We start from the raw sequence: 16,098 nt of genomic DNA on the forward strand, positions 1-16,098 counted from the left end.
GTGATGCTAGACACCCTTCTTCCGATCCTGTTGTTCAGCGCCCTGGCCCTTGCGGCGCTGGGCGCCTGGCGGCGGGTAACCCTGTGGCGCAACGGTCGGTCCTCGAAAGTCGATTGGCTGGGTGGGCTGCTGGCCATGCCCAAGCGTTACATGGTCGATCTGCATCATGTGGTCGCGCGTGACAAATACATCGCCAACACCCACGTGGCCACCGCAGGCGGCGCGGTGGCCTCGATTGTGCTGGCGATTCTGGTGCACGGTTTCGGTCTGCATAATCGCCTGCTTGGCTATGCGCTGCTGTTGATGACGGCGGTGATGTTTGTCGGTGCGGTGTTTGTCTATCTTCGTCGTCTCAACCCGCCTGCGCGTCTGTCGAAAGGGCCGTGGATGCGCCTGCCGAAAAGCCTCATGGCGTTTTCTGCGAGCTTTTTTCTGGTCACGTTGCCGGTGGCGGGCATTCTTCCAGAGCACTTCGGCGGCTGGGTGCTGGTGGTCGTTCTTGGGCTGGGCGTACTGTGGGGCGTGAGCGAACTTTTTTTCGGCATGACCTGGGGCGGGCCGATGAAGCACGCCTTCGCCGGGGCGCTGCACCTGGCCTGGCATCGCCGGGCCGAGCGTTTTGGTGGCGGACGTTCTACGGGCCTGAAACCGCTGGACCTGAACGATCGCAGCGCGCCGCTGGGCGTGGAGAAACCCCAGGACTTCACCTGGAATCAACTGCTGGGCTTCGACGCCTGCGTGCAGTGCGGCAAGTGCGAGGCTGCCTGCCCGGCGTTTGCGGCAGGCCAGCCACTCAACCCCAAAAAGTTGATTCAGGACATGGTGGTCGGCCTTGCCGGTGGCACTGACGCAAAATTTGCGGGCAGTCCGTATCCATCGCTGGACGGTAAAGGCAAGCCGCTGGGCGAGCATGGCGGCAATCCTCATCAACCCATCGTCAACGGGCTGGTGGATGCCGAAACGCTGTGGTCCTGCACCACATGCCGGGCCTGCGTCGAAGAGTGCCCGATGATGATCGAGCACGTCGATGCCATCGTCGATATGCGCCGCCACCTGACCCTCGAAAAAGGCGCAACGCCGAACAAGGGCGCCGAAGTGCTGGACAACCTGATCGCCACCGACAACCCCGGCGGGTTTGCGCCGGGCGGGCGAATGAACTGGGCGGCGGATCTGAACCTGACGCTGCTCAGCGAGAAAAAAACCGTGGATGTGCTGTTCTGGGTGGGTGATGGCGCGTTCGATATGCGTAACCAACGCACCCTGCGCGCGTTCGTCAAAGTCCTCAAGGCGGCCGGTGTGGATTTCGCCGTGCTGGGCCTCGAAGAACGCGACAGCGGCGACGTGGCGCGACGTTTGGGTGATGAAGCGACCTTCCAGACGCTCGCCCGACGCAACATTCAGACCCTGTCCCAGTACAGTTTCCAACGTATCGTGACTTGCGACCCGCACAGCTTTCATGTGCTGAAAAACGAATATGGCGCTTTTGGCGGTGACTATCAGGTGCAGCATCACAGCACCTTCATGGCCGAGCTGGTGCGCAACGGCGCCCTGACGCTGGGCCAGCACAAAGGCGCCAGCGTGACCTATCACGATCCGTGCTACCTGGGCCGTTACAACGGCGAGTACGAGGCGCCGCGTGAAGTGCTGCGTGCGCTGGGGATCGAGATCAGGGAAATGCAGCGCTCGGGCTTCCGTTCCCGCTGCTGCGGTGGCGGTGGCGGCGCGCCGATCACTGACATTCCCGGCAGACAACGGATTCCCGACATGCGCATGGACGACATCCGTGAAACGGCTGCCGAACTGGTCGCGGTAGGTTGTCCACAGTGTACCGCCATGCTCGAAGGCGTTGTCGAACCGCGACCGCTGATCAAGGACATTGCCGAACTGGTGGCCGATGCTCTGATTGAGGACGTTGTCCCCAGCACGCCAACGCCTGCCAAACGTGAACCCGCGGAGGTGCTCTGATGAGTGACATTATCCGCCGTGATCCACGCGCCGAGTGGATCGCCCGCAATCGACTGCACCCACTGCATGCGGCCATGCAGCCGGCGCAAAACAGCTGGATGGGGCCGAATGGCCTGATGCGCAAAAACGTGCATGGTCAGGGTTTTATCGGCCCCAACGGTATCAAGCGCATTGACCGCAGCGGCTTGCAGCAGGGCGGCGCGGTCAAGCGTTCGGTTGCTGCCGATGTGCAGCTGCCGCTGCATACGGTGGCCGAGCCAGCGTTCTATATCACGGTGGTGCCCGATATGGTCGGCGGCCGCCTGAGCAGCCACGACCGTGACTTGCTGGGGCTGGCGCGTCAGTTGGCGGGGGCCGACGGTGCCGTGCTGGCGGTGGTGTTCGGCGAGCACAAGGAAGCTGCATTCGATACTGCGGGCGTGGATCGGCTGTTGCTTATCGACGGTGCCGGGTTCGACGGTTATTCACCGGAACAGCGCGTGCAGGGTTTGCGGGCTGTGGATAACCAGTTCAACCCGCGCCATTGGCTGTTGCCGGACAGTCGTAGCGGCGGTGGGGAACTGGGTAGACGTTTTGCCGCCAGCATCGGCGAGCGACCTGCAACGCGGGTCTGGCAGGTCAAGGACCAGCTGTGCATAAGTCGGGCAGGCGCTGGCCGCGAAGACCTGGTCCGGCCTCTGGCGCGCCTGATTCTTGCCGCTGTGGAGTGCGCCGAACCGGTCAGCGAAACCCGCCACGAGGTATTTCCGGTCGAGTTGTCCACAGGCGTGGCGCGCAGTCTGCCGCGTATCGAGGACCTGGGGGCGGTAGCCGTCGATCCCCGGGTTATCCCCATGGCTGAGGCCGAATTCATTCTGTCTGGCGGCAATGGCGTCAGGGACTGGGACCTGTTTCATCAAGCCGCTTCGACACTCGGGGCCACCGAAGGGGCGTCGCGGGTGGCGGTGGACGACGGTTTCATGGGCCGCGAGCGGCAGGTCGGCGCGAGTGGCACCTGGGTGACCGCAAGGGTGTACGTTGCCGTCGGTATTTCTGGGGCCATCCAGCATCTGCAGGGCATCGTCGCCTGTGACAAGGTCATTGCGATCAATCTGGATGCGGGGTGCGACATGGTCAAGCGCGCTGATCTATCGGTCATCGGCGAGAGCGCCGAAGTGCTCACTGCGCTGATCGCCGCAGTCGAAGCCTGGCGCAGCGGAGGTAAACGCGATGCAGCTTGAAGTGTCTGTGGATAAGCATGCGGTACAGATCATCAGTCTGGTGTCCATCGGGGCGCATCCGACATCAGGTCGTGCGCGCCGCGCTGAACAGGATGCGCGGGCCGTCGAGCTCGGTTTGCAATTGGCTGGGGATAACTTGCAGGTGCTGCACGCCGGCAATGCCGAAGAACCGGCGCTGCGTGCTTACCTTGGCATGGGGCTCAACGAACTGCATGTGCTGGAGCAACCCGAGGGCGCTGATGCGCTGGTTGCGTTGACTGACTACCTCCGGGATTCTGCCGCACAGGTGGTGTTGGCTGGCAGCCAGGCTGAAACCGGTGAAGGGTCGGGCATGCTGCCCTTTCTGTTGGCTGAGAGGCTGGGCTGGCCATTGGTGACCGGTCTGGCTGAAGTCGAGTCGCTGAACAACGGCACCGCGCTGGTCTTGCAGGCTCTGCCTCGCGGCCAGCGTCGCCGGCTGAAGGTTCGTCTGCCGTTTCTGGCCACTGTGGATAACGCAGCTCCCAAACCTCGACAGAGCGCGTTCGGGCCTGCACAGCGTGGCACGCTGGACACCGAAATCGTTCAGGTCGTTGCCGATGAGTTATTGACGCATCAAGCGCTGCAGCCCGCCAGACCTAGGCCCAAGCGCCTGAAGGTCATCAAGGCCAAGAGCGGCGCTGATCGCATGAAAGCCGCGACTGCCAAGGCCAGTGGCGGCGGGGGCCAGGTGCTTAAGGGGCTGCGCCCTGAAGAGGGCGCAGCCGCGATTCTGAAGCTGTTGATTGATGAGGGCGTCGTAAAGTAAGACTAGGGTCCTGTGCTGGCCTCTTTGATGGGCGGTTTGCCTTTCTGTTCGGAGGCGGGCCCGAAGTAGGCATAGGAAACACTCCCGTCCAGACCACCGCCATTGCTGACTGCAACTTTGACATCCGCGTTTTCGTAACTGCGATTGAAACTCGGAATCGTGATGGGTATCAAAATGGCTCGTTTGAACCTCACTTCTGTGAAGCCTTGACCAAAGGTTCCATCCGGCTTGCCAGTTACCGAAAACCACGATCCCTTGCCGGCCTTGAGTATTTTGGCAGAGCGCATTTCATCGTTGTCGCAGCCGTAGCTGTTATTGCCACTGCCCATCTTGAATTGCCTGTCGACGTTGAAGGGGACCGTGCAGACAATATTCTCTGTTGCCCCATTGCCTTCATAGAACACAATACTCGCGTCGCTGATGTCGTTATCGTCTGGCTTGTTAAACACTTTTATTCGTGAAACCTTACCGTCGAGCCCGTTATTGCGAGAGGCGAGCTTACGGTAATAGAACGTATCGCTTGTGCCCTCGAATGAATCGATTCGCACCCTTTTGCCCATGGGGATCGATTGTTTGACGTCGATGATTGTGAAGTCATCCTGCCGGTCACCGTTGGGGTTGTCGTACAGTTCAATACGTGTGCCCGCTCGAACACCCTCAAGTTCCATTGACTTGAGTTCGTCGTTCTCACACCCGCGCGAGGCAAGCTTCAGGTCATATTGAACGCCGCTGGTACCCCCGCTCTGATTGACCGGCACTACGCAGGAAGTGTCCCCTGCACGGTTGGCCCGGTTGTCTTCATAGAAATAAAGACCGCCTTGAGACAGCGTAGCGGCATAGGGAAGTGCGTCACCCACCTGGTTGAAATCAATGGCCAGGTAGTTGGGTTTGCGCCAACCGGTCGCTTCGCCGCAATAGTTTTCCACCCGGCGCTGCAACCAGGTCAGGTTATTGTCCATGTTTCCTGCATGCAGCGTGGTACTGCCCCAGGAATGGAATTGATTGAGAACGAATAACCGCGGCAGGCGGCCGTCACGGCGACGCAGTGAAAGGTCCATGGCAGGGAAACGGCTTTTGCATTGCCAGTCATGAACCAGCGACGTTGCACCCAGATCGTAGGTATTCTCAACCTGCGTTTTGGGTGCAGGAAGAACATCGGCGTGTTTGCCGGCCAGCGCGTACAGCTTCGCCACCTCTCCTTGCGATAACATGACGAGGCGCTTGTTAGTGTCGATCATGTCCCCCAGTACTGGCCAGCTGTCGCCGTTGGACACATGGCTGTAGTCGGCTATTTCAGGAACTTGTTCCAGCACCGGGCGCAGCTCGTTTGAGGTCAATGTCGATTCGAACAGCAGGGAAATAACGGCGTTTCGGTCTTTCTTCAAATAGACAATGAACTCTTTGAGCACATCTTTTAACAAGGGAGCGGTCGACCAGCATCCGCCGTCCGCCGGTTTATGGCATACCCGAACTTGTTTTTGCCCATTGTAATCGCCCCTATCCAAGTGGATATCCAGCATGAACCCTCTGATACCACGTTCCAATTGCGGGTTATAGGCGTCCAGATAGGCGTTGTGCGCGGTGACCCATGTGTACTGATCGAATGTCTTGGTCAAGTCATTGATGCCCGGTGCTGCATAGGCATCTTTGTTGACAATGAACCACAGGGCGTTTTCTTTTCCGTTGGTCGGGTAATACCAGTTATGCTCGGCCGCGTTGCCGGAAAATTTCGAACGGTAAAAAGTGATGTTATTCTGAGCGTGAATGGCGCCGGGGTAAGTAGGTTCGTCCCATTCCTTCGGATCCTGCCATGTTCCCGCATGCTTGCCGACATAGGTCCAGTACATGTTGTTGGTGCCACCCTCCGGGTAATACCAGTTAAGTCTGGCCGGGCTGCCTTCGTGCAAGGCCTCGAAGAACAATGCTTGGCCATTAACCTCGTGACGATGAATTTCCCCCTTACGCGTAAATTCTTTCCATGTTTTGGGATCGGCGTAATTACCTTCATTTTTGTAGAGGTATGTCCAGTCTGCCGTGCTGTATTCCGAGGTTGGAAAGTACCGGTAATGGGCGGCTGGACGACCTTCTTTTTCAGCGCGGAATAACAACCGCTCGCCTTGGTAGTCGTAGCTGTAGATATCATCCGGGTAGGCGTAGTCGTACCAGGTTTTGGGCTCTTCGAAGGTACCCTTTCCCTTGCTGAAGAACGTCCACCACGTAGAACTCTTGTCGTCAACGGGATCTTCTTTAGCCGGCTGATCCTTTGGGTAGTCTTTTTTCCCTGTAAATTTCGACGTGAACAACATGTTTTGATAATCAATGGTTGTCTGATGGACAAGGCCGTTCTGCGTCCAGTCAGACAGGCTTTTGGGCTGGTCGCGTGTTCCGTTAAGGTGCGTGATCTGAAGAAATTTCCAGGCGGGATACGTTGGGTCTGGAGGCGGAGGCTCCACTTCGCCGGCGTCCAGCGGTTTGCTCGGAGGCTTCACTTCGTCAGCGTCCAGCGGCTCGCTCGGAGGCAGGGTCCATTTGTCCTGAGAAGGTATGCCTTCCCTATCGGAATTTACGCTAAACAATAAACGCATCCCTGTGACTTCTCGCACATGCACGGCACCACGCCAGCTGACTTCTTCCCACCCCTTGGGTTCATTGAGCGTACCTGCGTTTCTCGAAATACCATAAAAAACCCAGTTTTCGGTGTCTACTTGTTCCGCGGGGAACGGCCAGTTGTTCGCTGAAGGAACGCCGCTGTTTTTGGCTATAAAATAATAATCACCGTCCTTACGCGCTTTTATTACATAGTCGCCGGGTATGACGGGCTCGTTCACCTCCTTGGGATCGCTGATAGTACCGGCGTGTCTTCCGGTTGCTATGTATGTGTAATATTCATTGCTCGTGGCGCTTGTGGGGTAGACCCAGTTCTGCTCGTTGGGTATACCCGTGATCCTCGCTTTGAAATAGAAGCGAATGCCGTCTTTTTCTACGCGATGAATCGCTCCGCCCCACGTGACTTCGTCAGCTGTATGAGGGTCGGCAAAAGTGCCTGCATGCGACGTCGTGCCGTAATAGGCCCACTGCTCTGTGCTGCTTTCATCGGTCGGGTAGTACCAGTTATGGTCTGAAGGTGTCCCCGTCATCTGTGCATGGAAATAGAGTGTTTTGCCACCATGCTCATAGCGGTGCAGCCGGCCGGGCCAGGTATATTCGTCCCATTCTTTGGGATCGCGCAAGACGCCTGAGTGCTTGCTGATGCCCAGGAAGTGCCAGGACTCGTTATCCGTCGGCGTCGTTGGGTGTTCGCCTACCTCTACACCCATTTGGCCGGATTTTTTGGCCTCGAACAGAAACTGTGTTTCCAGGTCCTGATGGATGGCGCCCACCCAGGTGGGTTGATCGAACATCTTGGGACTGTTCAGCGTGCCCTGGAAAATCGAATAACCAACGTGTTCGAAGTTGTTCGGGTTCAAGTAGCCGTATTCATCGTCCATGACATACCCCCAGATTTTCGATCTGAAAAACCATCGGGTAAAGCCTTCGCCAATGCCGGTGGGGATCTTCATCACATGCAGTGCGCCGGGCCAGGTTGCATCGAATTCAGGTTTCGGATCGAGCCAATTGCCCGCGTGAATGCCCATGTCCAGATAAGACCATTGCTCGTTACTGTCAGGCGGTGCCGGATAGTGCCATCCGTCCTGGCCAGGTGCGCCCTCTACGAGAGATTTTGCGAAGTAAGCCTTTCCATCGACTTCAAAGCGGTGAATCGCGCCAGGCCAGGTGATTTCGTAAGCATCCTTGGGTGATTGCAAGGTGCCGGCGAACGCACTTTTGCCGATATACGACCAGTCTTCATTGTCTTTCTGCGAGTCGGGCAGTGCGCGTTCAGCGTTGAAAACCCCGGCAAAACGAGCCTGATAATACTCGTCTGCTGTGCGGGTAACCCTGACGGTTTCTCCAGGTCTGATCACCTCACCCGACTGGACCGGATCGCTCTGTGTGCCAGCGTGGGCAGCCCGGCCTATGAAGGACCACCAGGCATTGTCGGTTTCCGCCGCAGGCAGGGGATGGTCGGCGCCGATTGCTGCCAGGTTGCCCACAATTTTCGAGCTGTAATAGCGTCTGGTGTTTTCGTCTTGCCTCATGTGGATAGCACCGGTCCAGGTCACTTCCTGCTGGTCCTTGGGATCGATAATCTCACCCGAATGCCTGGATGCCCCGACTACTGTCCAGTAATCATTTTCTCCGTCCAGCGGGATCGGCCAGTCGTTCTCGGCAAACAGCCCATCGACTTTGGAGAGCAGATACAGCGTACGGTCTCTGGCTTGCACCGCATGAATTCTTCCGGGCGATGTGAAACCGGAGGAGCCTTTCGGATCGGCCCAAGTGCCTTCGGGAACGTTTGCGCCCAGAGACTCCCAGTATTCGTTGTCAGTCCCGGGCGCGGGGTAACTCCAGTTATTGGCCTGGGGTACGCCTCGTGCGAGGGAGCGGTAGTAGACGTTTTGGCCTTCAATAGTAGTGGCGTGAATCAACCCCTGGCTGGTCATTTCATCCAAGCCTTTCGGATCGGCAAAAGTACCTTTGTGTCGCACCAGCCCCATCACTTTCCAATACTCTGGGTCGCCCGCAGTCGGGAGAGGCCAATTGTCGGCGATCGGGTTTCCCGACTGCTGAGCGATGTAAAGCTGGCTCCTGCCTGATGAGCTGTACTCATGAACAGCGCCAATCCAGGTTTGGCCGCTCAATGATTTGGGGTCGGCGTAAGTGCCGGCCTGATCGGAAGTAAACATGAATTCCCAGAAGTCTGTGCTTGTCAGCCCTTCGGGGTAGGGTGTTTGCGAAGAGGGCTTTCCGGTCATCTTCGATTTGAGAAACGCCCGTTGCCCATTGATGGTGGCCACGTGTACCGCATCCGGCCAGGTAGGGTCGGTGAAGGGTTTGGGGTCAGAGAAAGTGCCTGCATGTTCTCCGGCGTACTCATAGAAGTCGTTGGACTCTTCACCGGAGGGATATATCGCCCCTGCATCCTGGGCAAATCCGGAAAACCTGCTGCGAAAGAGTTTTTGACGGGTCAGGCCAAGCTGGTCGGCAAAGATTGCGCCGGGGGTGTTGATGTCGTTACGTTCGCGTGGCGTTTCGGCGGTGCCGCCGTTGAGTGAGGACACGTAGCTCCATTGATCATCACTTGTTTCGCCCACCGGATAAACCCACCCCCCTGCAACCGGTTGAGCCTGCTGCCGGGCCGCAAAAATGAGGTGCTGATCTTCATCCAGGTGCAGCGCGCCCGGCCATGTGGCGTCATCACGGCCTTTGAAATCGTCTGCCGTACCGGCGTGTTTGAACACGGTGACGAACTCCCAGTGGGTGTTACTGGCAAGATCACTTGGGTAAGGCGTCGCGGCAGAGGGCATGCCGTCGAACAGTGAGCGCAGCGCTACACGCTGACCCTTGATCGAGGCTTCGTGCAGTGCACCGACCCGGGTGATGTCATCGAAAGGCTTGAAGTCACTCCATGTGCCTGCATGCCGGCCTGCGTAGATCCAATAAGGATCGACGGTACCCACCGTCGAGAAGCTGTCGAGATCGTTGGCGGGATAGCCTTCGTAATTGGAAACATAGAATGTGCGCGAGCCTGGAGCAGTGTCATCCACGTAGACCGAACCTGCCTGGCTGTAGTCATCGAAGCGCCTCGGGGCTTCGAAAGTGCCCAGCGGTTTTATCTCCGGAATATATGACCAATACTCGTTGCTTTCTGGTGTGACTGGCAGCGGCCAGTCATGCTCGGAGGGAAAGCCTTCTGCCAGCGAGACAAAATAGACCGGGTTGTGGTCGATCAGCATTTCATGCACTGCACCGGGCCAGGTAAATTCTTGTTGGGTCTTCGGGTCGGCTACTGTTCCTGCATGGAGGGAAGTCCCCAGTGACTGAAACTCGTCGGTCTGGCTGTAATCCCAGCCGGTTTCGGGCGCGGTCCAGGCTTTCAGCGCTCGGTACAGTGCTTTCCCTTGGCCCAGCGGTGTTGAATGGATAGCGCCTACCCAAGTGTCGGTGTCCAGATCAGTCCTGGGGTCCCACCAGGTTCCGGCATTCTGGGTGATGTGGCGCACTCCCCAATAAGTGGTATTGATGGGCGACGTCGGGTAAGGCTGTTCAACCGGCCCTGAGAAATGGGCCGCGAACGAAACCCATTTGCCCTGCATTTTGGCCCGATGCAGTTTTTCCAGCGCCGTGTTTTCTCCAAAGGCCTTCTGGTCTATGTTTGAGCCTTCATGTACACCCCGATAATCCCAGTACTGATTGTTTTGCGGGCCGCTTGGGAATTCTGCGTTCAGAAGGGGCGCAAATCCGATAAACGTGGAGGCGTAGTAGCGACTGCGTAGAGGGGTCAGCGGGTTGCGGTAATAAGAGCCTTGCGACACGCTCATGTCGGTCCAGGGCTTGGTAAGGGCGGCCGGAATGTTTGACCGGGTTCCCGCCAACTTCCAGTACCCAGCGCCTTGCTCTGTGTCGGGTGCTGGCCATCTATCGACGCTTGGGCGTCCGGTGTGCTGCGCCAGATATACGGTCTTGGACTGTTCGAAATACACGAAGACGCCAGGCCATACCAGATCCTGATCGGTCTTCATCGCTTCAGGCGTGCCGGGCTTGTCAAAGAATCCGATGAAGTCCCAAAAATCATTGCTCTGTGCTGTCACCGGATAGGGCGTTTGCGGACCGGGGGCTCCGTTGATTTTCGAGCTCAGCAAGGCGTTTTTGCCTTCGATCATTGCCAGGTGAAGTGCCCCCTCTCGGGTTGGCTCGTCGAATCGCTTCAGGTCAGGGCCCAGACCTGAATGCTGACCTGCATAGGTCCAGAATTCCGTCGAATGGGGTGTGTCTGGAAGGGCTGGATCGAGTTGCTCAGGCTGGCTGTCGAAGGCTGCGATGTAGAACGCAGCAAACTGGCCCGTTTGGGCGAAGAACACGGCACCCTTGAAAGCGGGTTCTCCGGCCAGTCGTGGTTGTTCGAACGTGCCCGCATTCACTTCTACGCCGACGGCCTGCACCTGCGCAGCCGACACCGCTGGTGATGTTGTAGAGGAGGGGCCCTTATCTGGCGCAGCACTGACGAGCCAGGCCCCTAGCAGGCCTGTGACGAAAGCCACTGACCATACAGTCCTTTGGTATTTTTTCATGGTGATCGCGTCCATTCGCAGTGGCTCGGAATTGCGTCTTTGATTGAATAGAAGAGCGCTAAGACGAACCTATGCGCATGGCGCGCATCGAGATACTCGCAACCTTGATAGGTTGACGTGACTCCCCGCCTGGGTGGACTTACACACAATCCCTGTGCGTGTGCCTGTGGATAAAGTGTTCGTTAATCCCTGAAACTCCGGTGGGACGTGGCTTGTGTCATAGCGCTCAAAAATTGATCAATTCCAAGTTGTTATTTCCATTGAGCTTTTTGTGGATAAGCGTGCAGGTGCGTTCCTTCAAACGCTCACTTTGCCCACAATCTCTGTTGGTGTGACTGTGGGCAACTTGTTCGTGGTTGTCTGCAGGCCTTATATTTAGAAGGTTTTGAGCTATTGTTCAAAAAATGATCAGGGTCGTGTGTTGCTCGTGAAATCTTCTCGAAAGCGAGGTTTTTTTGGCCATTTCAGAAATTGTCCACAGCGGATTAGGGATCTGGATAAAGTTGTACCCAAAGTCTGTTGGCGCTTCTGTGGATAAGGTGTTCGTGCTCGTCTGTAGCCCAATGAAATGAAGCTCTACAGAGACTTGGTTAAAAAACATACAGGCTCTGTGCATAAGGTGTTCCACGGTAAGTCGTTGTTGTCCTGGCTATTTCCGGGTCCATGAAAAAACGACTTACCCATAAACGCTTTTTGGGCGCTGTGGATAAGTCGTTCAGTTATTACATCGTCACCGTCTGTTTATGAGCCAGGATAGGGACGCACGAGGTTCACTGCCATTCTTTGGGCCAGTCGCGGAAACCTCTGCCGCCTGCTTGCTCGGTCCAGGGCGCCCATAGCGTCGGCGCACTGCCTGGGTACCAGTCTATTTGTGAATGGTGAGGATTGAGGCAGATGTAAGAGGCACCAGCATGCATCACCTTATCCCCCTTCGCGTAGTCGGTATCTGTTTTCCATGCAGGCAATGCGGCTTGGGTCGAGGTCTGCACAACACTGCTGGGCCCAGACAATTCTGCATTTACATCACGCGCGCCGACCAGATGCTGATAGTTCTTGCCGGGACTCAGGCCTTCGACGGTATAAGCGAGTACCGTTGAGTCGACGTACACAGTAGGCGCGTTGAAAGTGTGAATCTGGTAGGAAGCAAGGCCTCCGTGACTGGCAGGTTCATCCCATGCAAGCGATATACTGGTGGCCGTCGAGCCTGTGTGGCGCAAATTTTGTGGAGGCCTAGGACGGTCCACGGATGGCTGGGCGTCTGTGGTGGCCAGAAGTTCTTCAGAGCGCTCTGAGCTGTTGCCCAGACCGTCGGTCGCTATGATGCGATAACCATAAAGTCGGCTTTGCCAAAGGCCTTCATCGACAAAGGGGGGAACCTTGTCCGTGCCTATCGAAATATCATTGCGGAACAGTTCGTAGTGATACGGACCGTTGGCATTCGCTGAAACACTCCAGTCCAGCGTCAACGATGTGGTGGTCCGTGCGGTTGACCTGAAGTCGACAGGCACTGAAGGTTTTTCGGGTGCTGGATCGGTTGAGACTTCCAACAGGTTACTGACCTCTGACCACTGAGACTGTGTGTCTTTTGCAACTACGAAGTAGGTGTACTTTTTACCCGCTGTCAGGCCAGTATCGGTATATTCGGGCGGCTGATCAGCGAGGACCGCCGCAATAGGCCAGCCATCCCGGCCAATTTGATACTTGTCGATTCCGTTTCCGTTTTCGATGTCGCTGGAAGACAGTGTCCATTTCAGCGATACACTTTTATCGGTGACGCCTGACAGGCTCAAGACCGGTGTGGTCGGTTTCTGCCCCCCTCCACTTTCTGCCTGGGTACTCACGCTGATTGCTGCGGAGAATGCCGAGGTGTTGCCCATGATATTAATGGCACGTACCTGATAACTGTAAGTGGTGCCGGGCTGAAGGCCGATATCGTCATACGAAGGACTGTCCGCAAATAACGACACGCTGTTGTCGCTGTTGTCGCTGTTGCGGCACAGTTCATAGCGCAATACCGGGGGCACACCCACTGACAGCGACCAGACGAGTTTCACCGACGTTGGGGTTTGCTCGATTGACCTGAGGTCAGCAGGGACTGTTGGTTTGCCGGGTACAGGCGTTTCGCCGCCAGTGAGATAACTGTAGCGTTTGGCAAACTCCCAGTTATAGGCGTGATCATCTTTACTGATGCCGTTATCCCAGTTGACCGACCAGGTCATCAGGCCGCGAATCGGGTTGCCGTCGTCCTGCAGTTTGTCCATGGCGTATTTCACGTCGTCCGGATTGATCACATAACCTGTTGCGGCGGCGTCATTATTGGTGGGCAAGCCGATCGCAAGCCTGTTCGCCGGGATTTTGCTAAAGCCACGCGTGCCGTGGATCAGGCTGTCGGTCAGGTAGTAGAGAAAATCCTTTTTGTGGGCATCATTGTTTTGTGTCACCCACAGGTTGAGCTCTTCTACCCATATACCGTCGCCACCCTGGTTATAGTATTGAGGCGCGATAAAGTCATAGAGGTCCTCAAGCGCCTCGATATACGCAAGGTACGCGCCGCCACTTTTGAAGGACGTCAGAAAGGCGACGAATTCTTTCAGAAACGGAAACTGGGTAGTGATTTCCTTCAGCAGCGGTGTATCGCGGGTAGCCGATCGCAGGTAGGGAAATTCCGGGGCCATGCTGATAATGAAGTGCTGGCCTTCGGTCTCGTAATGTTCGCGGACCATTCTCAGTGCGGCGGGTAATACGGTGCGGTTATCGGCAAAAGTGATGGCAGCCTGTTCGAGATCAATGTCCAGCCCGTCAAAGCCATAGGTTTCGCACAGGTAGATGATTTCGCACGCCAGCGCTTCTTCCTGACCGGCATACAGTTCAATATGCGCATCGGCCCCGCCCAGCGAGATCAGCACCGCACGGCCTTGGGCATTGAGTTCTGCCACGTGCGCACGGAACTCTTCATCACTCAGGTTATAAGGCTTGAAGGTCGGTATGCCGGCGCCTTTCATGAAGGCCACTGCGATGACGTTATAGGCTTTGTCGATCTCGGTCAGCGCCATTTCCTCGAACATACCTTGCTGGTAACCCTGACCTGATTCGGAGGGCCAGTTATGCCAGAAACCCATGAGGATATTTTTCCCTGATATATCCGTCATGGTCGATGCGGCGTCGACCTTCTTGTTTTTATATTGATTGATGATTTTTGGGTTGAGCATGATTCGTGTCTCCGTCCGTTGGATTGACTTCAACGAGAGTTGATCACGAAAGTTTTTTTCACGTAACTGTCAGAAATGACGGTATCGGCGGGAGGGCTTTTGTGTCGGCGTGGTTCGGGCCGACTCGCTTCCAGAATGAAGTGAGTCAGCCCTTGAGGATCGCGTTGGCGGGGTAAACGCTACTCGTGATTGACCGCTACGCCTTTCAAATACGGTGCAGGCTCTGCGCCGAGGTTTTCCAGCATGCGCGAGCTGTACCAGTCGACGAAGTTGACCACGCCGAATTCGTAGGTTTTCGAGTAAGGGCCGGGTTGATAGGCGCTGGAGTTGATACCGCGCTGGTTTTCCTCGGCCAGACGACGGTCCTGATCATTAGTGGCGTCCCAGACCTGGCGCATACGCTCGACGTCGTAATCCACGCCTTCGACCGCATCCTTGTGGACAATCCATTTAGTGGAGACCATGGTTTCCTGTGCGCTGATCGGCCACACCGTGAAGACGATGATGTGATCGCCCATGCAGTGGTTCCAGGAATGCGGCAAATGCAGAATGCGCATGGAGCCCAGGTCAGGGTTCTGGATGCGGCCCATCAGTTTCTTGCAGCCGACCTTGCCGTCCATGGTCATCGACACTGTGCCTTTGAGCAGTGGCATGCGCACGATACGGTTGCGCAGGCCGAAGCTGGCGTGGGCGTAGGGAATTTTCTCTGCGTCCCAGGCAGCGGCGGACGCGGCCACATGATCCTTGAAGGTCTGATCGGCGCGGGGATCGGTGACGTCGTCCCATTCCAGCAGCGTCTTGAGCAATTCCGGGTGCGAGCCACTGCAGTGGTAGCACTCGCGGTTGTTTTCCAGCACCAGCTTCCAGTTGGCCTTCTCCATCAAGGTGGTTTGCACCGCCACCTTGGTGTTTTCCATGTCATAGGGTTCCATGTAATGGCGCAGTGTCGACAGGAACTCGTCGATGGCTGGCGGGTTCTCGGCCAGGCTGATGAAAATGTAGCCGCCCGCGGTCTTGACGTGGACCGGCTTGAGGCCGAACTGCTTCATGTCAAAGTCGTCGCCCATTTCAGTACCCGCATACAGCAGGCGACCGTCGAGTTCATACGTCCACTGGTGATAGTGGCAAACCAGTTTGGCGACTTTGCCTTTTTCGGCCGTGCACAGGCGCGAGCCGCGATGGCGGCATACGTTATGGAACGCGTTGACGACACCGTCCGGGCCACGCACGACCAGGATCGGGTTCTTGCCGATCTGCAGCGTCAGGTAATTGCCCTTGGTCGGGATTTCGCACGTCATCCCGGCAATCAGCCACTCTTTGTGAAAGATTTCCTGCATGTCGATTTCAAACAGTCGCTCATCACTGTAGAAGGGCTGCGGCAGCGAGTACGTGCGCTCGCGATTCTGCAGCATCTCGGCAGTGGCCTTGCGTGCAGGTTCCAGCGGATCGCCCAGGCTCAAGGTTGCGGTGACGTCCATCGATTGAATCCCTCATGACCGCGGCATGGGCGGCCTGCGAATGTGGCTGATACGGGTGTGATCGCGTTTCAAGCATGAGGATAGATCAGTCGATCATGCTGATGACCCTTGGTGGCGAGTGTGGAGCCGGGCGCGCAGTGAACCTTATCCATGGGCGACATGGCCGCATCCGTTCCCGACGCGACAGGCCTTGTTGGACGGGGCTGGTCGCGGTAAGTACGTGAATGTCGTTGATAGATAAATGGCCGCCTCGGGCGTTACGCAGAA

At 56.8% G+C, this 16,098-nt stretch carries 6 protein-coding genes; 3 read left to right on the plus strand and 3 right to left on the minus strand.

Annotation, left to right across the window (positions count from 1 at the left end; all coding sequences use genetic code 11):
• Positions 1–3: 3 nt before the first annotated feature.
• From dgcB to JOE29_RS01165, 3 genes are read left to right on the plus strand one after another with little or no spacing between them, the layout of a single operon-like run.
• Entirely contained in the window at positions 4–1,965 is a 1,962-nt protein-coding gene (gene dgcB / locus JOE29_RS01155) for a dimethylglycine demethylation protein DgcB (protein ID WP_024665613.1), read from the plus strand.
• Positions 1,965–3,185, plus strand: coding sequence for an electron transfer flavoprotein subunit alpha/FixB family protein (locus JOE29_RS01160; RefSeq protein ID WP_210078730.1), 1,221 nt, complete (start codon positions 1,965–1,967; stop codon positions 3,183–3,185). Before dgcB ends, JOE29_RS01160 begins: the two co-directional genes overlap by 1 nt.
• On the plus strand, positions 3,175–3,972 hold the full coding sequence (locus JOE29_RS01165; RefSeq protein ID WP_099314834.1) for an electron transfer flavoprotein subunit beta: 798 nt from the start codon (positions 3,175–3,177) through the stop codon (positions 3,970–3,972). The genes JOE29_RS01160 and JOE29_RS01165 overlap by 11 nt, the downstream gene beginning before the upstream one ends.
• A gap of 2 nt (positions 3,973–3,974) precedes the next feature.
• On the opposite strand, the gene JOE29_RS01170 is transcribed toward JOE29_RS01165, so the two are convergent.
• The 3 genes from JOE29_RS01170 to gbcA form a co-directional block, all read right to left on the minus strand.
• Positions 3,975–11,144 (minus strand): PI-PLC X phosphodiestherase-like domain protein, encoded by a 7,170-nt coding sequence (locus JOE29_RS01170; RefSeq protein WP_210079992.1) that lies wholly within the window; start codon positions 11,142–11,144, stop codon positions 3,975–3,977.
• Between the two features lie 770 nt (positions 11,145–11,914).
• Positions 11,915–14,353, minus strand: a complete 2,439-nt coding sequence (locus tag JOE29_RS01175; protein ID WP_210078731.1) for a fibronectin type III domain-containing protein — start codon at positions 14,351–14,353, stop codon at positions 11,915–11,917.
• Between the two features lie 179 nt (positions 14,354–14,532).
• Complete coding sequence (gene gbcA, locus JOE29_RS01180) at positions 14,533–15,831, minus strand: glycine-betaine demethylase subunit GbcA (RefSeq protein ID WP_004415612.1); 1,299 nt, start codon at positions 15,829–15,831, stop codon at positions 14,533–14,535.
• Between the last annotated feature and the right edge of the window lie 267 nt (positions 15,832–16,098).

Source organism: Pseudomonas sp. PvP009, from assembly GCF_017832995.1.
Taxonomy (GTDB): domain Bacteria; phylum Pseudomonadota; class Gammaproteobacteria; order Pseudomonadales; family Pseudomonadaceae; genus Aquipseudomonas; species Aquipseudomonas syringae.